21 protein-coding genes are annotated in these 24,542 nt (G+C 37.0%); 11 read left to right on the forward strand and 10 right to left on the reverse strand.

Translation table 11 applies throughout. The annotated features are described in order from the left end of the window. Positions 1-149: 149 nt before the first annotated feature. From metG to RNZ47_RS03775, 3 genes are all read left to right on the forward strand, one after another. Positions 150-2,234: a methionine--tRNA ligase gene (metG, locus tag RNZ47_RS03765; RefSeq protein ID WP_376717813.1), complete on the forward strand. Its 2,085-nt coding sequence runs from the start codon at positions 150-152 to the stop codon at positions 2,232-2,234. A gap of 191 nt (positions 2,235-2,425) precedes the next feature. Further along, positions 2,426-2,896: a lipocalin family protein gene (locus RNZ47_RS03770; protein ID WP_311936576.1), complete on the forward strand. Its 471-nt coding sequence runs from the start codon at positions 2,426-2,428 to the stop codon at positions 2,894-2,896. A gap of 53 nt (positions 2,897-2,949) precedes the next feature. Next, positions 2,950-3,654 (forward strand): YiaD family glycine zipper/OmpA-like lipoprotein, encoded by a 705-nt coding sequence (locus tag RNZ47_RS03775; protein WP_311936578.1) that lies wholly within the window; start codon positions 2,950-2,952, stop codon positions 3,652-3,654. A gap of 114 nt (positions 3,655-3,768) precedes the next feature. On the opposite strand, the gene lysM is transcribed toward RNZ47_RS03775, so the two are convergent. Both lysM and RNZ47_RS03785 read right to left on the reverse strand, forming a co-directional pair. Beyond that, the gene (gene lysM / locus RNZ47_RS03780) at positions 3,769-4,254 is read right to left on the reverse strand and encodes a peptidoglycan-binding protein LysM (RefSeq protein WP_311936581.1); all 486 of its coding nucleotides are present in this window, start codon (positions 4,252-4,254) and stop codon (positions 3,769-3,771) included. A gap of 327 nt (positions 4,255-4,581) precedes the next feature. Continuing rightward, positions 4,582-5,517: a nicotinic acid mononucleotide adenyltransferase gene (locus RNZ47_RS03785; protein WP_311936584.1), complete on the reverse strand. Its 936-nt coding sequence runs from the start codon at positions 5,515-5,517 to the stop codon at positions 4,582-4,584. A gap of 131 nt (positions 5,518-5,648) precedes the next feature. Here RNZ47_RS03785 and RNZ47_RS03790 point away from each other — a divergent pair, with 131 nt between their 5' ends. Then, the gene (locus RNZ47_RS03790; protein ID WP_311937490.1) at positions 5,649-6,650 is read left to right on the forward strand and encodes an NAD(P)H-dependent glycerol-3-phosphate dehydrogenase; all 1,002 of its coding nucleotides are present in this window, start codon (positions 5,649-5,651) and stop codon (positions 6,648-6,650) included. 634 nt (positions 6,651-7,284) lie between these two features. On the opposite strand, the gene RNZ47_RS03795 is transcribed toward RNZ47_RS03790, so the two are convergent. The 5 genes from RNZ47_RS03795 to purN form a co-directional block, all read right to left on the reverse strand. Beyond that, the gene (locus tag RNZ47_RS03795; RefSeq protein ID WP_311936587.1) at positions 7,285-9,183 is read right to left on the reverse strand and encodes an amidophosphoribosyltransferase; all 1,899 of its coding nucleotides are present in this window, start codon (positions 9,181-9,183) and stop codon (positions 7,285-7,287) included. A gap of 124 nt (positions 9,184-9,307) precedes the next feature. Then, entirely contained in the window at positions 9,308-10,234 is a 927-nt protein-coding gene (locus RNZ47_RS03800; RefSeq protein ID WP_311936591.1) for a PfkB family carbohydrate kinase, read from the reverse strand. Positions 10,235-10,290: 56 nt separating this feature from the next. After that, the gene (locus RNZ47_RS03805) at positions 10,291-10,932 is read right to left on the reverse strand and encodes a ribonuclease H1 domain-containing protein (RefSeq protein ID WP_311936594.1); all 642 of its coding nucleotides are present in this window, start codon (positions 10,930-10,932) and stop codon (positions 10,291-10,293) included. 29 nt (positions 10,933-10,961) lie between these two features. Then, entirely contained in the window at positions 10,962-11,285 is a 324-nt protein-coding gene (locus RNZ47_RS03810; RefSeq protein WP_311936597.1) for a hypothetical protein, read from the reverse strand. After that, on the reverse strand, positions 11,278-11,844 hold the full coding sequence (gene purN / locus RNZ47_RS03815; protein WP_311936601.1) for a phosphoribosylglycinamide formyltransferase: 567 nt from the start codon (positions 11,842-11,844) through the stop codon (positions 11,278-11,280). The genes RNZ47_RS03810 and purN overlap by 8 nt, the downstream gene beginning before the upstream one ends. Before the next feature lie 274 nt (positions 11,845-12,118). On the opposite strand from purN, the gene RNZ47_RS03820 reads away from it, so the two are divergent. The 7 genes from RNZ47_RS03820 to RNZ47_RS03850 all read left to right on the forward strand — a co-directional run bounded on the left by RNZ47_RS03820 (position 12,119) and on the right by RNZ47_RS03850 (position 21,506). Beyond that, complete coding sequence (locus RNZ47_RS03820; RefSeq protein WP_007647141.1) at positions 12,119-12,352, forward strand: acyl carrier protein; 234 nt, start codon at positions 12,119-12,121, stop codon at positions 12,350-12,352. A gap of 12 nt (positions 12,353-12,364) precedes the next feature. Further along, positions 12,365-13,615 (forward strand): beta-ketoacyl-ACP synthase II, encoded by a 1,251-nt coding sequence (fabF, locus tag RNZ47_RS03825; protein ID WP_311936634.1) that lies wholly within the window; start codon positions 12,365-12,367, stop codon positions 13,613-13,615. A gap of 7 nt (positions 13,616-13,622) precedes the next feature. Further along, positions 13,623-14,363, forward strand: a complete 741-nt coding sequence (rnc, locus tag RNZ47_RS03830; RefSeq protein WP_311936637.1) for a ribonuclease III — start codon at positions 13,623-13,625, stop codon at positions 14,361-14,363. A gap of 119 nt (positions 14,364-14,482) precedes the next feature. After that, entirely contained in the window at positions 14,483-14,971 is a 489-nt protein-coding gene (locus RNZ47_RS03835) for an IPExxxVDY family protein (protein WP_311936640.1), read from the forward strand. Further along, positions 14,971-16,413: a pyruvate kinase gene (gene pyk / locus RNZ47_RS03840; protein WP_311936643.1), complete on the forward strand. Its 1,443-nt coding sequence runs from the start codon at positions 14,971-14,973 to the stop codon at positions 16,411-16,413. The genes RNZ47_RS03835 and pyk overlap by 1 nt, the downstream gene beginning before the upstream one ends. Before the next feature lie 316 nt (positions 16,414-16,729). Next, positions 16,730-20,146 carry a transcription-repair coupling factor gene (gene mfd / locus RNZ47_RS03845; protein ID WP_311936645.1) on the forward strand — a complete coding sequence of 1,139 codons (3,417 nt, stop codon included), beginning with the start codon at positions 16,730-16,732 and terminating at the stop codon, positions 20,144-20,146. Positions 20,147-20,177: 31 nt separating this feature from the next. After that, positions 20,178-21,506, forward strand: coding sequence for a TlpA family protein disulfide reductase (locus tag RNZ47_RS03850; protein ID WP_311936648.1), 1,329 nt, complete (start codon positions 20,178-20,180; stop codon positions 21,504-21,506). A gap of 102 nt (positions 21,507-21,608) precedes the next feature. Here the strand turns inward: RNZ47_RS03850 and RNZ47_RS03855 are convergent, their stop codons facing one another. The 3 genes from RNZ47_RS03855 to RNZ47_RS03865 form a co-directional block, all read right to left on the reverse strand. Further along, entirely contained in the window at positions 21,609-21,968 is a 360-nt protein-coding gene (locus tag RNZ47_RS03855; protein ID WP_311936651.1) for a YraN family protein, read from the reverse strand. 90 nt (positions 21,969-22,058) lie between these two features. Continuing rightward, positions 22,059-23,219, reverse strand: a complete 1,161-nt coding sequence (locus tag RNZ47_RS03860; RefSeq protein WP_311936654.1) for a metal ABC transporter permease — start codon at positions 23,217-23,219, stop codon at positions 22,059-22,061. After that, the gene (locus RNZ47_RS03865; RefSeq protein ID WP_311936656.1) at positions 23,212-24,333 is read right to left on the reverse strand and encodes a metal ABC transporter permease; all 1,122 of its coding nucleotides are present in this window, start codon (positions 24,331-24,333) and stop codon (positions 23,212-23,214) included. The genes RNZ47_RS03860 and RNZ47_RS03865 overlap by 8 nt, the downstream gene beginning before the upstream one ends. Between the last annotated feature and the right edge of the window lie 209 nt (positions 24,334-24,542).

Genomic DNA, 24,542 nt, shown 5'->3' on the forward strand with positions numbered 1-24,542 from the left:
AATAGCCTTCAAAATGCGTACTTTTACGGCTTGTTAAAATCTAACGTCATTACGAGGAGAGAAGCGACGCGGTAATCTTTTCAAAATTTAGCAGATTACCATAGTTTTTACCAAAAAACTCACAATGGCAGTTTAATTCTAATTTCACAATGAATCAACCAGAACGATATACCATTACCGCTGCATTACCGTACACCAACGGCTCCATTCACATCGGGCATTTAGCGGGTGTTTATGTACCGGCCGATATTTACGCACGCTATTTACGTTTAACCGGAAACGATGTGCTTTTTGTTTGCGGAAGCGACGAACACGGTGTGCCCATCACCATTAAAGCAAAAAGCGAAGGTGTTTCTCCGCAGGATATTGTCGATAAATACCATGCTATAATCAAAGCATCTTTTGAGGATTTTGGGATAACCTTTGATAATTATTCGCGTACATCGGCTAAAATTCATCATAAAACTGCATCGGAATTTTTTACCACTTTAAATGATAAAGGAGAGTTTGTTGAAGAAACCACTGAGCAATTATTTGATGAAGAAGCCAACCAGTTTTTGGCAGACCGTTTTGTTATAGGCACGTGCCCAAAATGTGGCAACGAGGAAAGCTATGGCGACCAATGTGAAAATTGTGGCACCAGCCATAATGCTACCGATTTAATAAATCCGAAATCGGCAATAACGGGCAATGTTCCTACTTTAAAACAAACCAAACACTGGTTTTTGCCTTTGGATAAACATGAGGATTTTTTAAAGGAATGGATTTTAAAAGGACACAAAAAAGATTGGAAGCCCAATGTGTACGGACAAGTAAAATCGTGGATTGACGATGGTTTGCGTCCGCGTGCCGTAACCCGCGATTTAGATTGGGGCATTCCCGTACCCGCCGAAGGTGGCGAAGGTAAAGTGCTTTACGTTTGGTTTGATGCGCCCATAGGTTATATTTCGTCAACCAAAGAATGGGCCGCTCGCGAAGGGAAAGATTGGGAGCCTTATTGGAAAGACGAAAACACAAAATTGGTACACTTTATAGGTAAGGATAATATTGTTTTTCACTGTATCATTTTTCCGGCCATGCTAAAGGCGGAAGGTTCTTATATTTTACCGGAAAATGTGCCCGCAAACGAGTTTTTGAATTTAGAAGGCAATAAGTTATCAACTTCCAAAAATTGGGCCGTTTGGTTAACGGAGTATTTGCAGGATTTCCCAAACCAGCAAGATGTGCTGCGTTACGTTTTAACCGCAAACGCCCCAGAAACCAAGGACAACGATTTTACTTGGAAAGATTTTCAAGCACGAAACAATAACGAATTGGTGGCTATTTTTGGCAATTTTATCAATCGTGTTGTGGTGCTAACCAATAAATATTACAACGGTGTTGTGCCTGCGCCAAATGAGTTATCGCCAATAGATAACGAGACTTTGGCAACGGTAAAAGCCTATCCAGATGTGATTGCGAGTTCTATTGAACGGTATCGATTTAGGGAAGCCGGACAAGAACTTATGAATTTAGCCCGATTAGGCAATAAATATTTGGCTGACGAAGAACCTTGGAAAGTAATTAAAGTTGATGAAGAGCGCACCAAAACCATCATGTATGTTGCGCTTCAAATAGCATCGGCATTGGCCACTTTAAGCGAACCGTTTTTACCGTTTACTTCAAATAAGTTAAAAGGCATCCTTAATCTCAGTTCGAGTGATTCGACAGCGGAGAATGGTATCGAGAACACATGGAACGAAGTAAGTACCAAAGACGTATTACTTCCAGCAAACCATCAAATAGGAAAGGCAGAATTGCTGTTTTCTAAAATTGAAGATGACACCATTCAAAAGCAATTGGATAAATTAGTAGCCAGTAAAAAAGCCAATGAAAAAGCAAATGCCACTGTCGAGCCACAAAAAGACTCAATTACCTTCGAGGATTTTACCAAATTGGATATTCGGGTTGGTACGATTTTGGAAGCCGAAAAAATGCCCAAAACCAAAAAGTTGTTAAAGCTAAAAGTAGATACGGGTATTGATGTACGCACCATAGTTTCTGGAATTGCAGAAAGCTTTACGGCCGAAGAAGTGGTTGGAAAAAGAGTAACCGTTTTGGTAAATCTTGCTCCTAGAGCGCTTCGAGGTGTAGAAAGCCAAGGCATGATTTTAATGACCGAAACCCCTGATGGAAAGCTGGTGTTTGTAAACCCTGATGATTCTAAAGTTTCAAATGGATTGCAAATAAGTTAAGTATTTTAGCTTGTCTTTTTACTTGTTTAATTAATGTTTTCAAGAAAATCTGTTTGTAAGCATTTTATTAAATCCAACTTCACATTATTTATCGTATGTATTAGTGAACGTATTAATATTTTAATCAAAAGCATCAATGTAATTTAACGCTTATATCTAGATTTGATGACATATTAAAATCAATAAACATTATGAAAAACCTACTAATAGTACTATTAACAATCACTTTTATGTCTTGCGGAACATCAAAAACCGTACGACAAGCCAATAAAACAATTAAAGGAAATTGGTCGTTAACCTCGGTTAGCTATAATAAATCAGGCACTTACAATGTTACCTTGCTAAACGATGTCTCAAAAGCATGTTTTGAAGGCAGCGCGTGGCAATTTGTACCAAACAACAACACCGGAACGTATGCTATAAACAATACGGAATGTGCCACCGGCGACAGGTATTTTAATTTCACAATTCAAGAAGTTGATGCTCAAACGGGACTTTATGATTTTCTGTTGAAACCGACCAACGAAAAAGGAAAGTCGGAGAACAATCAAGGGTTTAGAATAAAGCTGAAAGCCTTGTCCGAAACCTCAATGCAATGGGAGCACACCGTTATGCTTGACGGTGCACCATTTGTTATTACCATGAATTTTATCCCACAATAATAGATTGAATTCAATCGGTCTAATTTCAAAAAAACAATATAAAATATAAAATGATGAAAATGTATATAAAAAAAATAGGAATAACTTTTTTAAGCTTGGTTTTGGCTATTAGTCTAGTTAACTGTAAGGCTATTGAAAATGCAAACAACAAACAAAAAGGCGCTGTAATTGGTGCAACGGGTGGCGCTATTTTGGGGGCCATTATCGGAAACAATGTTGGTAAAGGCGGTAATGGCGAATTAGGTGCTGTTATTGGAGGCGTTGTTGGTGGTGGTGCAGGCGTGCTAATTGGCAACAAAATGGATAAACAAGCTCAGAAAATTGAAGAAGAAATTCCTGGAGCGCAAGTCGAGCGCGTAGATAACGGTATTGTAGTTACTTTTGATGAAAATAGTGGCGTTTACTTTGCTACCGCTAAATATAATATCAATTCTGCTTCGCAGGAAACTTTGAATAAATTGGCGAATGTATTTAAAGAATATCCAGATACCAATATTCTTGTGGTTGGACACACTGATAGTGTAGGTAGCGATGAATCGAATATGGTGCTCTCAAAAAACAGGGCCTATGCCGTTACAAATTACTTAAAAGGAAAAGGTTTGAGTTCTGGGCGTTTTACTACCAATTGGTTTGGCGAATCGCAGCCCATGCACGATAACGCTACAGCCGAAGGGCGCGCAAAAAACCGTCGTGTAAACGTCGCTATTGTACCGAGCGAAAAAATGATTGAAGAGGCTAAGCAACAAGCACAAAATTAGGATAGCACTTCTGTAGAAAGAAAAAGCAGCTACTTTATTTCAGTAAAGGATAAAAAGACAAAAAAGCCAACTTTTTTTAAGTTGGCTTTTTGCATATAAAGTAGGTACTTTAAATTAGTCTAAGGCAGGTATGCGCAATACTTGGCCTGGATAAATTTTATCCGGATCGGTAAGCATAGGCTTGTTAGCTTCAAAAATTTCTGGATATTTCATCGCGTTGCCATAATATTTTTTAGCTATTTTCCCTAGCGTGTCGCCACTTACCACGGTGTGAAATTGTGCTTCTGGCTCAACGTGCTCAACCGTCATTTGGTCGTCCACAGTCGCAATACCGTTTGAGTTGCCCACTACCAAAACTACTTTTTCTTTTGTAGCTTGGTTGTATGCTTTTCCTGTAATTGTTGCTGTATCGCCAGCAATATGAATATTAAGGTTTTCTACCTGTAATTGTAAATCTCCAACTGTTTCTTGTAAACTTGCCGCAGCCGTTGCTTCAGCTTTAAGTTTAGCAGCCGCTGCTTCGGCAGCTTCTTCAGCATCTGTTTTCCCAATGCCAAATACTTTGGCGCCCGCGTTTTTAATGAATGAAAATAGTCCCATTTTTGTTTTGTTTTTTTTAAGTGTTACTAATTAATTTTTGTTCAGGTTAAAATACATTATTTTATCGATACATATGTTAAGACACAGTAAGAATTTAATAGTCACATATTAAGTATAAAAAGATTTAAGATCGCTACGCCTTTTAGAACCAAGAATATAAACTTGATTATAACCATTGAACAAATAGATAACACGAAATTGAAATTATTTCTGATTAATATGAGTAATTTTAATTGGTCAACATGCTTGTTTTTAAACCAAAAAGAAACTGCTTAAAGCAAAGTGCCCTAAACAGTTTCTCAACTAAATAACCAACCAAAATTTTTATTAAACCCTAGTGTTTTTTCTTGGGTTGTCTACTTTATTTTTTCTTTCCTTACGCATGTCGTTTCTTTTAAGGGTTTCTTTCCTCTTTACACCATCATTTTTTAGATACTGAATGTACCCTCGACCTTCAAACTCGTAAACGGTTTCAGATGCCGGGTGAAACAATTCTATCTTGGCATCATTTAAAACGCTTAATTCGAAATGTTCATTGTCGAAGGAATCATAATCTAATGTTAAAGTTTTAAGTTTTGAATTTCCGGTAATATTTCCAACGCCATAAAACCCGGTGTAATCCCAAACAAGATTATTCAGACTTGTCCCGTTTTCGTCCTGCGAGCTTCTAAAAGTATCGTCGCTTCCTCCGGCTAAAAACTGCAAATAGTTTTCGTTGTCAAATTCGTTAATGGCACCAAACTCACTGGTATAAGTTTTTTCCCAAGCTTCGTATTCCTGTAAGAAATAATGAATATTGTCGTAGAACACAAAATCGTAATCGAAATTACTACGTTGGTAACCGTCTAAAAAATACGAGGTGTCATTATTTGGATTGTATAATTCAATCGTATTATTATCTATTTGATACACATCAAAAGTTTCAAACCCATCCACATCGTGGTTTACATCTAAAATCATATCGTAAGCATTGTAATCGGCAACTGCAATACCGTAACCACTGCCACTGCTGCCAATACCAACCAAATTGTTGTTAGCAAACATAACGCCGTTTTTAAACGAAATGGTAAACGCTTTTTGCAAAAACGGTGTGGTGCCGTAGCCACTCGTGCTATTAATATCTACATACCATAATTCGTAAGAACTTAACAATTGGTTTATCGAAATTGTTGGCTCCTCATCAATTATATTATTTTCTACATAACAAGATGTAAATAGTGTTGCTGATAAAGCAAAAGTTAAAAGTATTTTTACAGTCTTCATAATCAAACATTTTTAGGGTTTCTATTTACACAGTTTCAAAACGCGTGCCAAAAAACGAGTGCGAATATTTTATGGGCTTAAAAATGATTGTTTTTTTACGTATTTTTGAGATTCAAATAATTATGTTTTTTATGGATAAACCTTTAAAATATGCGGTTTTTGGCGCAGGAAGTTGGGCAACAGCCATTGTAAAAATGCTTTGCGAAAATTTAGATGAAGTGGGTTGGTACATGCGCAGTGTTTATACCAAAGAACATTTGTTAAAAGAACAACACAACCCGAATTATTTAAGCTCGGTAGAGTTTCATTTAGAGCAATTGAAGCTGAGTAACGATATTAATGAAATTGCCGATTATGCCGATGTTTTAATATTTGTAATTCCTTCGGCTTTTATGCATTCGGAATTGGAGAAATTAACAACCAATATTGGAAACAAAATCATTGTTTCGGCCGTAAAAGGTATCATGCCCGAAACGGGATTGTTGGTTGGCGAACATTTTCATGATGTTTATAAAATCCCATACGATAATATTGCCGTAATTGCTGGTCCTTGTCATGCAGAAGAGGTTGCTTTAGAGCGTTTATCATATTTAACGGTATCGTGTTCCGACGCTGAAAAGGCTCAAAATATTGCCGATAATTTGTCCAGCCATTACATTAAAACGACCATTAGCGACGATATTATTGGTATTGAATATGCCGTTATGCTTAAAAACATTTATGCTATTGCCGCAGGAATTGCCCACGGATTGGGTTATGGCGATAATTTCCAAAGTGTGTTAATGAGCAATGCCATTCGGGAAATGAAACGGTTTATAAAAAAGCGCCACAAAATGAAACGCAACATTAACAATTCGGCATATTTGGGCGACTTATTGGTAACGGGTTACTCTGTGTTTTCCAGAAACCGTATGTTCGGAAACATGATTGGCAAGGGTTACACCGTAAAATCGGCTCAAATGGAAATGAATATGGTTGCCGAAGGTTATTATGCTACAAAAAGTGCACATTTACTTCACGAAAAGAACGGGAAAAAAGCAAAAATCCCTATTATAAATGCCGTATATGAGGTTTTATATGAAAACAAAAACCCTAAAAAAGTGTTTGTTAAACTAACGGATAAGTTGGATTAACCTTAGCGGGGCTACCTGCTATTACGCTACATATCTAATCGGTTTAGTCTTTCTAAAATAAGACTATGCATTCCATTTTGCTATAGATATCTTTTGAAGTCGATTATTATCATCGTTTCTCGACCTTTTTACTAGGTTATCCAATATTTTAAATTCAGTGTAGGATAAACGATTTGAAAATGGTGAATTAATATAAAAAAGAAACTTCTAATTTTCTGGAGACGATATAAAATGAAAAAGGTGAACAGATGTTCACCTTTTTGCCCCAAATCTACCATAAACTTAACCTACTTATGTTATGGTGGAACAAATATATAACGTTGAAACAGCCCGCTAAAATATTTTAGTTAAACGGCTTATATATTGGCTTAAATGAGATAACACTGAATGTTTAAGGAAAAAAGACTTGTTGCAATTATAGTGTGATAAAAAAGTAAAATGCATAAAAAAAGGCGAACAGAAGTTCACCTTTTTTTGCCCCAAATCTACCATGAACTTAACCTACTTATGTTATGGTGATACCAATTTATGCGTATTTAATAGAAAACGATTATTTTTTAGACGAACGGTCGTTTTTTTCAGATTAAATGTTTTTATGCAATAATCCTCTACTAGTAGGTTATACTTTTATAACTTAATAAGCCCGTTCCTTATTGCCTTCGTAAAAATTAATAAAAGCCCTGTTTACAACCCTGTTTCCACCAACGGTTGGATAGTTTCCCGTAAAATACCAATCACCTGCATGATCTGGGCAAGCTTTATGTAAATTTTCTACAGGCTGAAAAATAATTTTAACCTCCGCCTTTATACATTCATCACTTAATAATTCGGCAGCTTTATCCGAGATTTCTTCATCGGTAAAAGGGTCGTAAATTTCCTTAACGAAATTCTTAACGTCTTTATCGTCCAATTCGGTTTGTACCAAACATTTATTATAAACATCTTCAACGATATGGTACATGTTTCTGTCCTTCAACAAGGCCAATGCAGCTCTAAAAGCTATGAGTGTTTCAAGATTTGCCATATCAATGCCGTAACAGTCTGGGTAGCGTATTTGCGGCGCCGAGGAAACGACTACAATCTTTTTAGGATGCAATCTGTCCAGCATTTTAAGAATACTCATTTTTAAAGTGGTGCCACGTACAATACTATCGTCAATTATTACCAAATTATCGGTTGGTTTTATAACGCCATAAGTTACATCGTAAACATGGGCCACCAAATCGTCGCGACTACTATCTTCGGTTATAAAGGTTCGTAGCTTAACATCTTTTATGGCTATTTTTTCAATGCGCGGTCTTTCTTCTAAAATCTCGGTGACTTTTTGGGCAGACATTTTACCACCACCTTTTAAAATGGCTTCGGTCTTCTTTTCGTTTAAGTAATCTTCAACGGTTTCTATCATTCCAAAAAAGGATGTTTCGGCTGTATTTGGGATATATGAAAACACGGTGTTTTTCGTATCATCATCAATAGCTTCCAAAACTTTAGGCATCAATAGCTTCCCTAGCGTTTTGCGTTCTTGGTATATTTCGGCATCACTTCCTCGGGAGAAATAAATGCGCTCAAACGAACAGGATTTCCTTTCTAAAGGTTCTAATATTTTTTTAATGGATACCTTTCCTGATTTTTTGGTAATGATTGCATGCCCCGGTTTTAATTCTTTAACATCTTTAAAATCAACATTAAAAACCGTTTGAATTACGGGACGCTCTGAAGCGACCACAACTATTTCGTCATCTTTATAATAATAGGTAGGGCGAATACCTGCGGGATCTCTTAAAACGAATGCATCGCCATGGCCAATAAGTCCTGCCATGGCATAACCACCATCCCAATTTTTTGCAGCTCGTCGTAATATTTTGCTTACTTTTAAGCGTTCTGCGATTAACGGAGAAGCTTCTTGCTTATTATAGCCTTCTTTTTTTAGGTCTTTATAAATTTTACTTACGGCATCATCTAAAAAATGACCGATTTTTTCCATAATGGTTATGGTATCGGTGTATTCTTTTGGGTGTTGCCCTAACTCAATTAAATTGCTAAATAGCTCTTTAACATTGGTCATGTTGAAATTTCCAGCCATAATTAAGTTTCTGTGCATCCAATTGTTTTGTCTTAAAAACGGATGTACATTTTCTGCGCTGTTTTTACCAAAAGTTCCATAACGCACGTGCCCCAAAAGAACTTCGCCTATATACGGAATGTGCTTTTTTTGTGCAGCAACATCATCGGCATATTCAGGATGCTCGGTAAGTTCTTTATTAATTCGCTGGTTAATCTGTGCAAAAATATCTTGAATGGGCTGTTGCGCTATCGAGCGTACTCTACTTATGTAGCGCTCGCCTGGTTTGGTGTCTAGTTTAATACTTGCAAAACCAGCTCCGTCCTGCCCACGGTTGTGCTGTTTTTCCATCATTAAGTACATTTTATTCACACCATAAAATGCGCTGCCGTATTTTTCTTTATAGTATTCCAGTGGTTTTAAAAGCCTTATCATGGCTATGCCACATTCGTGTTTTAATGCATCACTCATTTTGCGTTTTATTTGAGTTTTGATTCCTGCTTTCGGAGGAATAACAATTTATTGTTTTAAAAATATAATTATTTTGAAGCTTTATCTTAAAATAAAAACGCGCTCTATTTATGAGCGCGTTTGTTTATGCTAATTCTATATCAAATTGCGTTAATTGTTTAAATTGCAATAGGCGTTTGTGCACTTCTTCATTCGTTAGATTAACCATACGTTCGGTTCCGAATTTTTCAACGCAAAACGATGCTAATGTCGAGCCATATATCACGGCGTTTTTCATGTTGTCGAACGAGGTGTCTCCTGTTTTTGCAATGTAACCGGCAAATCCTCCGGCAAAGGTATCGCCAGCGCCTGTTGGATCGAAAACCTCTTTAAGCGGTAAAGCGGGTGCAAAAAACACGTGGTCGTGATGAAACAACAACGCCCCATGTTCGCCTTTTTTAATTACGACGTATTTTGGTCCCATCTCGTGTATTTTTTTGGCTGCAACAACCAACGAATATTCACCAGTTAACTGTCGTGCTTCCTCATCGTTTATAGTAATCACATCAACACGTTTTATTACGTTGTGCAAATCATCTAAAGCTGAATCCATCCAAAAATTCATAGTATCTAAAATGACTAATTTTGGTTTGGTAGTCATTTGGTCTAACACGCTAGATTGGACGATAGGATGTAAATTTCCTAACATAACCACTTCGGCATTACGATAATTTTTTGGCACAACGGGGTTAAAATCGGCGAGCGTATTTAATTCTGTAACAAGCGTATCTCTGGAATTCATGTCGTTATGGTAACGTCCGCTCCAAAAAAACGTTTTACCATTTTCAACAATTTCTACTCCAGTGAGATCGATGTTTTTGTTTGATAATAAATCTAAATAATCTTGAGGAAAATCGCCACCAACAATTGAAATGGCTGTGGCATCAACATTAAAATGAGACGCTGCAAGACCAATAAAAGTGGCAGCTCCACCAAGAATTTTATCGGTTTTTCCGAAAGGCGTTTCAATGGCATCAAAAGCCATGGTGCCCACTATTACTAATTTACCCATAAAAAGGTGTTATAATTTTTTGCAAATATAAGTGTTTTAAGTGCTAAAAAACGAATTTATTTTCGCCCAAAATCCGCAGGAATTTCTCCCCAAGCTTTGGTTTCCCATTTTACAATAACGGTTTTGTAGCTGTTGGTTTTCAACCAATCGATGGCTCTATCAACAAGTTCGAACAGGGGTTTGTTCTTTTCGTTGCGTTCAAGCTTTGTGTTGCATTTTTTCTTTTTAACCCAACTTATCGCGGTTCTGGAATCGGTATACAAAATGCGGTCGCTATTGTTTTTTTTAAGCAATGCCAAACCATGAACAATGGCAAGGAATTCACCTATGTTATTGGTGCCTTCTTCAAAAGGGCCTTGAATAAAAAGCTGCTTTTTTGTTTTGGTATAGACACCTCGGTATTCCATTTTTCCCGGGTTTCCGCTGGAAGCGGCATCAACTGAAATGGAATTGTAATTGGGCAGCCCTATTTTTTTTAATTGCGCTTCAGAAAGCTCACTTTTAAATTTTGAAGCTTTACCAATATAATCTTTGAAGTTCCCTTTTAAGGCTTTTTTTGCAGCATCAAAAGTTAAAAACGATTTGTATACCGCACCTTGGTAGTCTTTTATTTGGGCTTTGCAATCATCCCATGTTTCAAAAACCCCTGTTTTGTGGCCTTTCCAAACGGTATAATATTTTTTCTTTTTTTTGCTCATTTTGTCATTCCCGCGAAGGCGGGAATCTATTAATCGTTACCTTCTATCGTAATATTAAGGTTTTCATTACCAATTTTAAGCCCAAGTAGTATATTTAAAGTTTCATTATCTCCTGAAACAGTTAAAAATTTATACTTTTCGTTTTCACCTGATATTTCTACTTCTTCAATATTAGAAACTCTTAATGTCAAAGATAATGAACCGCTTAAAACAACATAAACAAACCATTTTTTTCGTATTTGTCCTTCTGTAAGATTCCCAATCAAGTAAAACTCCTTTTTAGTTCTAATTGCAAAACTTTCAATGACCTTAAACTTACCCTTAATACTTTCAGCATTCATTGAATTATCCATTTAAAAGTTTTTCAACTACCTTCGGAAAATGTTCCATCTCCAATTCATGAATCTTAGCCGCAACATCTTCGGCTGAATCATTTGGATCCACATCGCATCTCGCCTGAAAAATAATGGCGCCTTCATCATAATGTTCATTTACATAATGGATGGTAATGCCTGTTTCTTTTTCCTTATTGGCAACCACCGCGTTGTGCACATGTATACCGTACATGCCTTTGCCACCATATTTGGGCAATAAAGCCGGATGCACATTAATCACTTTATTAGGGAATGCATTTAAAATATTATCGGGAAATTTCCATAAAAAACCGGCCAACACGATTAAATCTGGTTTTGAAGCTTTTAAAATATTCAACACATCTTCAGTTTTTGTTAATGCTATTTTGTTGAAGGATAAAGCACTGACTTTCAGTTTTTTACATCGCTCTAAAACTTTGGCATGAGGATTGTTGGTAAGTACCTGAATAACAGACGCATTATGGCTGTTTTGAAAAAACTTAATTAAATTTTCAGCATTAGTACCACTTCCGGACGCAAAAATTACAATACGTTTCATCTGTTGGTTTTTATTTTAAAATTAATATCGGGTGCCATTCGTAAATCGAAATTACAACAATGTTCAGCAAAATTATCAAGCACATTTCATATTATAGCTTATAATGTTAATATTATTCAAACAAAAAAGAATAATTATTAACAATTAGCTGCGAAAATATAAATACTTAAAAGTAATTTTAGTAAATTACCGACACATTTTTAAAGTAAAGGTGTGTTTTAAAAATAAAGTTTTTTATTTTTGCCAACTAATTAAAACTTAAAATTAAAATATTATGTCAGACATTGCATCAAGAGTAAAAGCGATTATCGTTGATAAATTAGGAGTTGATGAAAACGAAGTTGTAACAGAAGCTAGCTTCACTAACGATTTAGGAGCAGACTCTTTAGACACTGTAGAATTAATTATGGAATTTGAAAAAGAATTCGATATCCAAATTCCAGACGATCAAGCTGAAAACATTGCAACAGTAGGTCAAGCTATATCTTATATTGAAGCTGCAAAATAAGCACTGAAATTTATGGAAATAAAGCGAGTTGTAGTCACAGGATTAGGGGCTTTAACACCAATTGGCAATACCAAAGATGAATATTGGGACGGTTTAGTTAGTGGGAAAAGTGGTGCTGCGCCTATAACATATTATGATACCGAGAAGTTTAAAACCAAATTCGCTTGCGAGGTTAAGAACTTTAACGCAACAGATTTTCTTGATAGGAAGGAAGCCCGGAAAATGGATAAGTTTGCACAATATGCTATGGTAGCAGCAGACGAGGCCATTGAAGATTCCAAATTAAACCTTGAGAAAGTCGATAAATTGCGTGTTGGTGTTATATGGGGCGCAGGTATTGGTGGTTTGGAAACCTTTCAGCAAGAAGTTTTAAACTTTGCAGAAGGCGATGGCACACCAAGATTTAACCCATTCTTTATTCCTAAAATGATAGCAGATATTGCGCCTGCAAACATCTCTATAAAACATGGTTTTATGGGGCCAAATTACACCACCGTTTCAGCGTGTGCATCTTCAGCCAACGCCATGTTCGATGCTTTAAACTCTATACGTTTAGGGTATTGCGATGTCGTGGTAACCGGAGGAAGTGAAGCGGCTGTAACCATTGCCGGTATGGGCGGCTTTAATGCTATGCACGCACTATCTACCAGAAATGAAAGTCCAGAAACAGCTTCAAGGCCTTTTGATGGAACCCGAGATGGTTTTGTTTTAGGCGAGGGTGCCGGGGCTTTAATTTTAGAAGAGTACGAGCATGCCAAGGCAAGAGGTGCTAAAATTTATGCCGAGGTAGCAGGAGGAGGATTATCTTCCGATGCTTATCATATGACGGCGCCACATCCAGAAGGTATTGGGGTTGTTGAGGTAATGAAAAATTGTTTAAAAGATGCAGGGCTTCAACCAGTAGATGTAGACCATATCAATACACATGGAACATCAACACCTTTAGGAGACGTGGCAGAACTTAAGGCCATCTCAAAAGTGTTTGGCAGTCATGCAAAAACCATAAATATTAATTCAACCAAATCAATGACAGGGCACTTGTTGGGTGCAGCGGGAGCCATTGAAGCCATATCGGTTATATTGGCGATGGAGCACGGTATTGTACCACCAACCATTAACCATACAACGGTGGATGAGAACATTGATCCTGAATTAAATTTAACATTAAACAAGGCTCAAAAACGAGATGTTAAAGTAGCTATGAGTAATACATTTGGATTTGGCGGACATAACGCTTGTGTATTGTTCAAGAAATTAGATTGAATCCCGAATGAAAAACATTCGTAACATATTAAATTCCCGTTTTAAACGCAACGGGAATTTTTTTATACAATTAACTAAAATCCTTGGGTTTAAACCAAAAAAATTAAAGTTTTACAGCACGGCATTTACGCATCGTTCAATGAACATAAAAGATGGTAAGGGCAATGCTATAAATTACGAACGTTTAGAGTTTTTAGGCGATGCCATGTTAAGCTCTGTTATTGCATCGCATTTGTACCTCGAAGTACCCAGTGGCGATGAAGGTTATCTCACCAAAATGCGATCTAAAATTGTAAGTAGAGAACATTTAAACGAACTGGGGAGAGACTTAAACCTGATAGATTTGGTAGAAAGCAAAATTCCGTCAGGGCAATTTGGAGATAATATTCACGGCAATTTATTTGAAGCTTTAGTAGGCGCCATTTTTTTGGATAGGGGCTATAAATACTGCGAGAAGTTTATATTCAAACGCGTTATAATTCCTTATGTAGATATTGAAACCTTAGAAGGAAAAGTGATTAGCTACAAAAGTTTACTCATTGAGTGGTGCCAGAAAGAAAAGAAAACATTTAGGTATAATGTCTACGAAGATACTGGGAATGATGAAGTTAGGCATTTTTCGGTAAAACTTTCAATCGACGAAAAAGTTATAGCCAAAGCAAGAGCCACTTCAAAGAAAAAGGCCGAAGAAAAAGCGTCTAAGCGTGCTTTTTTTGCGTTTCAGAAAAGGATGTCAAAAATGATTTAAAAACACTTTTTCAGTAAAATCAACTACAACGTTTTAGTAGCGTTTATCGTTAAGATTAAGATAAACTTATTACAATTAACTATTATAAATACTATATTTACAGTTATTAATGAAGAGTTATGGCTGTTCACAAACTTGTTTCAGATGATGTTTTTGAAGAAGCACTGTACACCTTAATTGCAATTCATTGCACCATTGAAGATTACAGGTTAGCCTATTTACTTAATAAACATTTAGGAATAAGCCTTGTTAGAAAGCCATTGGATTTGGATTATAGCAAAGATAAATCGACGTATTCCATTTTTGAATGGGAAGACAACAAACAGCTTACAACCTGGAGTTTAGTGTCTAATATTTGTAAAACTCACGAAGCTGTGCCACAAAATAACCAACAATCATTATTTAACACACAAGAGCAAATAACAAAAACATTTAATTTAATACCAGAACATAAAGGTGTAAACTATTTTTTAAAAATAGATAACGACAACAATTTCAGTAAAGAAGCTTATATTTTAAATAGTATTTTAAATATACCGCAGGTTGCCACTGCCTTTAGCGTTGATGTTAATCAACTAAAATCAAAAGATAATTTAATTTTTAACTAATGCCGATAAGAAAAAAAACCAAAATAGTAGCCACATTAGGGCCAGCCACAAGCACCAAAGAAATTTTAAAAGGGATGCTTGAAGAGGGGGTTAATGTATTTAGAATTAACTTTTCCCATGCAAAATATAAAGATGTAGAAGCCCGTATAAAAATGATACGCGAACTCAACAAAGAGTTTGGTTATACGGCGGCAATTTTAGCCGATTTACAAGGGCCTAAACTTCGTGTGGGCGTCATGAAAGGCGATGTTGTTGTTAATGAAGGCGATGAAATAATATTTGCAACCGGCGAGCGTTTTGAAGGCACAAAAGAACGTGTTTATATGACCTACGATAGGTTCCCGCAAGATGCAAACCCCGGCGAACGCATTCTTTTAGACGATGGGAAATTAATTTTTGAAGTGGTTTCTACCAATAAGAAAACCGAGGTTAAGGCACGCGTAATTCAAGGTGGGCCGTTAAAATCGAAAAAAGGCGTAAACCTTCCCAATACCAATATTTCCCAACCGGCTTTGACCGAAAAAGATATCGAAGATGCCATTTTTGCCATTGGGCAGGGTGTCGATTGGATTGCGTTATCATTTGTGCGTCATGCCGAAGATTTAATGCAACTGCGCGATTTAATCAGCAAACATAACGATTACAAAATTCCTATTATCGCTAAAATCGAAAAGCCTGAAGCAGTTGAAAACATTGATAAAATTATAGCGCATTGCGACGGATTAATGGTAGCCCGTGGTGATTTAGGCGTTGAGGTACCGGCTGAAGAAGTTCCGCTTATCCAAAAACAATTGGTGCTACGTGCCAAAAAAGCCAGAATTCCGGTAATTATAGCAACGCAAATGATGGAAACCATGATTTCCAGCTTAACCCCAACAAGGGCCGAGGTAAACGATGTTGCTAACTCGGTAATGGACGGTGCAGATGCGGTTATGCTTTCGGGCGAAACCTCGGTAGGTAGTTACCCCGTGCAGGTTATTAAGCAAATGGCAGATATTTTAATAAGCGTAGAAAACTCCGATTTAATTAAAGTACCGCAGTTGCCGCCACACATCCGTACTAATCGCTACATCACAAAATCCATCTGTTACCACGCGGCAAACATGGCCAACGAAATTAATGCCAAAGCCATTTCAACACTAACAAATAGTGGTTATACCGCGTTTCAAATTTCGGCTTGGAGACCGTCATCGCACATTTTGGTATTCACCTCAAACAAGCGTATTTTAACACGCCTTAGTTTGCTGTGGGGCGTTCAGGCTTTTTATTACGATAAGTATGTAAGCACCGACCAAACCATTGAAGACGTAAACGCCATAGCTTGTAAAAAAGGCTATTTGGAAACGGGCGATATGTTAATAAGCTTAGCGGCAATGCCAATAAAAGAAAAGGGCATGGTAAACACACTTCGGGTTACCGAAATTACAAGCTGCAGCTTTTAAGCGAATAAATTTCAAATTATTGGGGCGTTACCCTTTTTAAGAAAAATAAAAAGGGTCGCGCTTTCCACTATATCTTTTAAATAGAAAAAACTGCTTTTAGACAGTTTTTTCTATTTAAAAGGATGCCGTTTCAATCGCTAACGCAAATTCAGAACTAACATACGTAATCTTAAGTTCAGGATTAAAAATCCTAAACACATGTGTACCCAAAAAATTCGTTGGAGCCGTTCAAAAACAAACATTCGCGAATTTTTGGCAAATCCTTATAAAAATAATTCTAAACCGTATATTTGCAATCTTAAAATCTAACAATTAGGTGAGTAAATCCATCCTCTCCCAAACCTATTCACAGACTTTGCACATGCAAAATCTGCAAACTGCTATTGCCCAAAATCAAGGTAAAACACATTTAAAAGGGCTCGTTGGCTCCTCTTTGTCCTTTGTTATTTCAAATGTTTTTAAGCAGGCCGAAAAACCTTTTCTAATTGTTTTTAACGATAAAGAAGAAGCGGCACATTACCTAAACGATTTAGAACAATTGTGCAACCCCAAAGACGTGCTGTTTTACCCCGGAAGTTACCGCAGACCTTACCAAATAGAGGAAACCGACAATGCGAACGTGTTGCTTCGTGCCGAGGTTTTAAACCGCATTAATTCGCAAAAAAAACCGGCCATAATTGTTACCTATCCCGATGCGCTTTTCGAGAAAGTGGTCACCCGAAAAGAGTTGGAGCGCAACACACTAAAAGTATCGGTAAACGATAAAATATCCATCGATTTTGTAAACGAAGTACTTTTTGAATATCAATTTAAACGCGTCGATTTTGTAACCGAACCCGGTGAGTTTTCGGTACGCGGTGGTATTGTGGATGTGTTTTCGTTTTCGCACGACCAGCCCTATCGTATCGAGTTTTTTGGCGATGAGGTAGATAGCATCAGAACCTTTGATGTAGAAACACAACTCTCTGTCGAACAGATTAAAAAAATCAATATCATTCCCAATGTGGCCAATAAGCTCATTGAGGAAAAACGTCAAAGCTTTTTAAAATACATCGCTCAAAAAACTGTGGTTTGTTTTAAAAATGCCGACTTGTTTTTTTCAAGAATAGACGATTTTTACGAGAAAGCCGAAGACGCTTTTAAAGCGCTCAATTCAGATTTAAAACACGCCGAACCCAAAGCATTGTTTGCTCATTCAGCGGTATTAAAAAAACAATTATTGGATTTTTCTATTGTTGAGTTTGGAACAACATCGGTTTTTAATAATAACATCATTGCGAGTGAAACGTCGCAATCTGTTTCAAAGGAAGAGGATACCACGTCGCAAGCTCCTCGAAATGACGTAAACCAAATTGAATTTAAAACAACACCACAACCATCATTCAATAAGCAGTTCAATCTTTTAATAGAAGACTTAAACACCAACCACGAAAACGGTTACACCAATTATATTGCCTGTATTAGCGAGCAGCAAGCCAAACGTTTTCATGATATTTTTGACGATTCAAATCTCGATGTCAAGCAATACCAAACCATCATTTTATCGTTGCATCAAGGCTTTATAGATCACGACAACAAAATCGTTTGTTATACCGATCATCAAATTTTTGAACGCTATCATAAATTTCATCTTAAAAACGGTTATGCCAAAAAGCAGGCCATTACTTTAAAAGAGCTTACTAATTTAGGTATTGGCGATTATGTAACACATATCGACCATGGCGTTGGGCGTTTTGGTGGTCTTCAAAAAATAGATGTCGAGGGTAAAAAACAAGAAGCCATAAAGTTGGTTTATGGCGAGCGCGATGTGCTGTATTTAAGCATTCATTCGTTACATAAAATCACGAAGTTTAACGGTAAAGATGGCAAGCCGCCAAAAATTTATAAATTAGGCAGTAAAGCTTGGAAAACCCTTAAACAAAAAACCAAAGCCCGTGTAAAACACGTGGCCTTTAACTTAATAAAACTTTACGCCAAACGAAAAACACAAAAGGGCTATCGGTACAATCCGGACAGTTATTTGCAACATGAGTTGGAAGCCTCTTTTATTTATGAGGATACGCCGGACCAAAGTACGGCAACTGCTGATATTAAAGCCGATATGGAAAGCGAACGCCCAATGGATCGATTGGTGTGTGGCGATGTTGGTTTTGGTAAAACCGAAGTAGCCATTAGAGCTGCATTTAAGGCCGTGGACAATGGCAAACAAGTGGCTGTTTTGGTACCAACCACCATTTTGGCATACCAGCACTCCCGGACGTTTAGGCAGCGTTTAAAGGATTTTCCCGTTACGGTAGATTATTTAAACCGCTTTAGAACCGCCAAAGAAAAACGCGAAACTTTGGAAGGTTTGGAAAAAGGGTCTGTCGATATTATTATTGGCACGCATCAGCTCGTCAATAAAAACGTCAAATTTAAAGATTTGGGATTGTTGATTGTTGACGAAGAGCAAAAATTCGGTGTGGCCGTAAAGGAAAAATTAAAGACTTTAAAGGATAATGTGGATGTGCTAACGCTAACCGCAACACCCATTCCGCGTACCTTGCAATTTAGTTTAATGGCGGCGCGCGATTTATCGGTCATTACAACGCCGCCACCAAACCGTTACCCTATTGAAAGCCATGTTATCCGGTTTAACGAAGAGACCATTCGCGATGCCGTGAGTTATGAGATTCAACGGGGCGGACAAATATTCTTTATTCATAATCGCATAGAAAACATCAAAGAAGTTGCAGGTATGTTGCAACGTTTGGTGCCCGATGCTAAAATTGGTATTGGCCACGGCCAAATGGAAGGCAAAAAATTGGAGCAACTCATGTTGGCTTTTATGGATGGCGAATTTGATGTTTTAGTGAGCACTACCATTGTTGAAAGTGGATTGGATGTGCCAAACGCTAACACCATTTTTATCAATAATGCTAATAATTTTGGGTTGAGCGACTTGCATCAAATGCGTGGGCGAGTGGGGCGAAGCAATAAAAAAGCGTTCTGTTATTTTATAACACCTGAATATTCTGCAATGACCGATGATGCGAGAAAACGCATCACCGCTTTAGAGCAATTTACAGAACTTGGAAGTGGATTTAATATCGCCATGAAAGATTTGGAAATCCGTGGCGCTGGCGATTTATTGGGTGGCGAACAAAGCGGATTTATAAATGAAATAGGTTTCGATACCTATCAGAAAATACTAAACGAAGCCATTGAAGAGCTCAAAGAAAACGAGTTTAAAGACTTGTACAATGAAGATAAAACCGATAAGGTTTATGTAAAAGAGGTAACTATTGACACTGATTTTGAGTTGCTATTTCCAGACGATTACGTAAACAATATTACCGAGCGTTTAAACTTATACACACAATTAAATAACCTTAATACCGAAGCGGAATTGCAAAAATTTGAAACCGAACTGATAGACCGTTTTGGAGAGTTGCCCACACAAGTGACCGATTTACTAAATAGTGTCCAATTAAAATGGATAGCAACCAAGTTAGGATTTGAAAAAATAATAATGAAAAAAGGCAAATTTGTCGGGTATTTTGTAAACGACCAACAAAGTCCGTTTTATCAAAGCGGTAACTTTACAAAAGTTCTTAAATTTGTACAATCAAACCCTGGAATTTGTAAGATGAAAGAAAAGCAAACCCGAAATGGTTTACGTTTATTACTTACTTTTGAATCCATAAAATCTGTAAAACAAGCCTTAGCAGTTTTAAAACCCATTATGGCTTAATTGTTGTTTTATTAAAATTAAATTAAAACCCATGTTAAAACGAATTGTTGCTTTAGCAGTTTTACTGCCAAATGTATTTTTTGGGCAACACACCATTACAGGCACATTTACTCCCGCCGAAGATTACAATGTGGCATTGTTATATAAAGTAACGCCTACGGTTTCAGAATACGTTACAAATTCCGAAATTAAGGATGGAGTTTTTGAGTTTAAATTAGAGGCTACTGCAACAAAAGGCATGTACAGAATCGTTTATGCGATTCCGCAAGAAGATTATAATTTTGATGTAATCTACAACGGAAAAGAGGATATTGAACTCGCGTTTAATTCTGAAACAGGTGTCGAATTTAAATCCTCATCAGAAAACAAATTATTGGCATCCTATAAAAATAGTATGTCTATGATAACGCACAGTATTGGCAAGTTTTATAGAGAACAAAGCAAAGATACTTTGGCTTTAAAGTCTATTTTCAAGACCCAGCGCGAAGCACAATCTAATTTCGAATCGTTGGCCAAAGGCACCATAGCATTAGAGTTTATTAAAGCAAATACACCGTATATCCCCAAAACATTCGAAGATGTAAAAACCTATGTCGATAATTTAAAAACACATTATTTTGACCATGTGGATTTTACCAATAAAACACTGCAAAGTTCCAATTTTTTTGATGAGCGCATGCTAAATTATGTGTTTGGGTTATCTTATGACGATGTGGATGAATTTACGAATTACAAAAACAATATTGATGCTTTTTGCAATGCGATGAAAAACGCGCCAACCGAAACCAAAAGGGTTTTACTGGTAGATCTATGGCAACAAATGGTAGATTTAGGATACGAAAATGTAGCCAATTATATTTCTGAAACGCATTTAATTGATGTTGCCAAAACACTGAATGATGAAGACTTGGTTAAAGGATTGCGCTTGTTTAAGAACACCTCAATAGGAAGTAAAGCTCCGGATTTTTCATTTCAAATTGAAAAATCAGGTGTAAAAACCAACAAAAAATTAAGCGAAATAAGCACTGCCGAACGTTACATCATCGTATTTTGGAGCAGCTCGTGTTCACATTGTTTAGATGAAATCCCGCAATTACAGACCTTTGTGAAAACCCAAGAAGCGGGCAAATTGAAAGTTATTGCCATAGGTTTGGAAGACGAACCGCAGGCATGGAAAAACCTAATTGATAACTATCCGGAATTTATACATGTCTACGGTGAAGGCAAATGGGAAAATAAAATAGGTGATGCTTATGGCGTAACTGCCACACCAACTTATTTTATTTTAAACAAAGCCAAGGAAATTGTGGCAAAACCTGAAGACGTCGAGACCTTAAAAATGTTTTTTGAAGAAGAATAGTTTGCTAAAAGCTTATTATTCCTGCGAAGGTAGGAACCCATAACATTGCAATCAACTTAAAATTGATTCCTGCCTCCGCAGGAATGACAAAAAAATCGTCGATTAAAAATGATAAAAAGCATTTTTCAAATGCTCAATGGAATAGCTGTTTTTTTCTTTAACAATCGCGACAATATCAAAGCGCACTTCCACATCTAAATCGTTTACCGTAACATATTCGTCTACAGCTTTTACAAGTCGTTGGATTTGTTTTGGTTTTACAAAATCTTGCGGATTTCCAAAATCGGTCGTCGAGCGTGTTTTAACCTCAATAATGGCAAGAGCATCTTTTTTTCGGGCAATAATATCAACCTCGGCCTTATCAAAACGGTAGTTGCGTTCAATAATGTCGTATCCGTTTTTCAACAGAAAATCGACTGCCAATTGTTCGCCTTTTTTACCGAGTTCGTTGTGTTGTGCCATGCTGCTAAAGTTAGTGTTTTTTATATTTTCAGTGTTTTCCAGCCTTTAATTAGTATTTTTATTTTAATTGCATCCTCAATATGAAAGACTTTACCCTCTAAACAAAAAGAAATCGTCTTTCATGTGTTCAATTTCGGCATCTTCATTGGTTATAATATAGTCGATGGCTTGCGAGGTAAAATCGTCGCCTTTTTCGGTTAGCGACACGATGTTGTTTTTAATTAAAATCATATTGTTTTTTAATGCTAATTCCAAAACGGTTTTAGAGCGTATTTTTTGCCAATTAATATGTTCGTTTAAATGATTGACATGACGCTCTTCCTCTTCGTTATGGTTTTTTAAATGCAGTAAAAAAGTCAATAAGGATACTTCTGTGCGCTGTTGCTTTTCCCTGTAAAGTACAGCAATAATACCTTTTCTTGGGGCAAATAAATACACGAATAAAAACAGCAAACCTAACATACTTGTTATGGAGCCGGCAATTGAGGCATCGAGCCAATGTGCAAACCAATATCCGGAAATAGCGCCAAAAACCCCAAATGTTATGGCCAATGCGAGCATTTTCTTTAAATCGGTTGTTAAAAGGTATGCGGTTGCAGCGGGTGCAATCATGAGGGCAACCACTAAAATAGCGCCAACGGCATCAAAAGCACCAACAGTGGTTACAGAGGAAACCGACATCAATCCGTAATGGATAATGGTTGGTGAAAAACCAAGTGAGGCCGCTAAACCTGCATCAAAAGTGCTTACTTTTAATTCCTTGAAAAAAGTAATTAATAATACTACGGTAACTATTAAAATACTGCCTATAATCCATAAAGATTTTGGGCCAACATCAACACCCGAAATAAGCAATCTATCAAATGGCGCAAAAGCCAATTCGCCCAATAAAACGGCATCGACATCCAAATGCACATCGTTGGCGTTTTTGGCAATCATAATTACCCCAATACTAAACAGTGCCGGAAACACCAAACCAATGGCGGTGTCTTCTTTTACTAAACCTGTTTTTTGAATATATTCCACTAAAATAACCGTAACAATTCCTGTTAAAGCAGCGAGCAAAATGAGCAAAGGCGAGTTGAGGTCTTGGGTAATGAAAAACCCGATAACAATACCTGGTAAAATGGAATGACTAATGGCATCGCTTATCATGGCCATTTTACGGAGCACTAAAAATGTGCCAGGAATAGCACAAGCCACAGCCACCAAACTCGCAATTAATTGTATTTCGATTTGAGCGCTATTCATCAGTTTGTTGATTGTATAAATTAGAAGCGGTTTTAAAGCCTTCTTCAGTTAAACTCCACATGCTTCCATCTAGTTTTACATAGTTTCTTTTCACTAATTTTTGAAGGCTTCCTTTGGTGTAGCCTTGAAAATTATTCAATATTTTAATGGCATGCGGATGCGAAATATTTTCGTGTGTTTCAGCTATATGATACATAAAAGCCAAGGTTTTATGAAGCTCTAAATCACGTCTGTTTTTTATAAATCGGATTTGTTTAAATAACAACCCGCGACTTGGGGAAAACACAAACGAAAACACCACAAAAACGGCAGCGACCAAAACAATGATCGGTCCCGTTGAAAGGTTGTTTTGACTCGCACTAATGGCGGTTCCGAAAACCCCTGAAAAGGCACCAAACACGGCAGCAAGAAAAATCATGGTGCTTAAACTGTTTGTCCATTGCCTAGCGGCGGCTGCGGGCGCTAATAACAAAGCGCTCATTAAAACCACACCAACGGTCTGTAGGCCTAAAACAATGGCCAAAACAATAAAAGTGGTAATTAAAACATCAATAAACTTGGTGTTGAAACCCAATGTTTTTGTGTAATCGGCATCAAATAAAAGAATTTTAAATTCTTTCCAGAAAAGCAAAAGCACGATGAGGCAAATACCAGTTACGATGGTCATCATCCAAACATCGCTTACCACTAAAGTAGCGGCTTGTCCGAATAAATATTTATCCAAACCCGCTTGATTGGCATTGGGTTGTTTTTGAATAAAGGTGAGTAGTAACATGCCAAATCCAAAGAATAAAGACAGTATTAAACCCAAAGCAGTATCAGATTTTAAATGGGTTTTGGTGATTATACCCCGAATCCAGAACGTTCCAATCAATCCACTTACTAAAGCACCTAAAAGGAGTGTGTTGCTGTCTTTTGCGCCCGTAATTAAAAAAGCGATTGCAATGCCCGGTAACGCTGCGTGTGAAATAGCATCGCCTAAAAGGCTTTGTTTTCTGAGCACCGCGAAACTTCCAAGCATACCCGTTACTGCACCTAAAATGGCTGTTCCGAGTGTGATGGTTCGTAGTGTGTAATCACTGAATACCAAAGAAAAATATTCTTGCAAATTCATTTTGTTATTCCTGCTAAGCAGAAACCTATTTATTTAATTTTTTCCTTTTTGAATCTATTTCTGTTCATTTTGTCTTGATACACTATTTAGTTTTTTTTAGGAAGGTCTAGCAGACATTTCAAACTAAATACAAAATCATATTAATCTGAGGAAATTCCTGCGGAACATTCACTCTCGGAATGACGTGCTTGAAACTTCGTTACGCATCT

This window comes from Hwangdonia seohaensis, from assembly GCF_031932625.1.
Taxonomy (GTDB): Bacteria; Bacteroidota; Bacteroidia; order Flavobacteriales; family Flavobacteriaceae; genus Hwangdonia; species Hwangdonia seohaensis.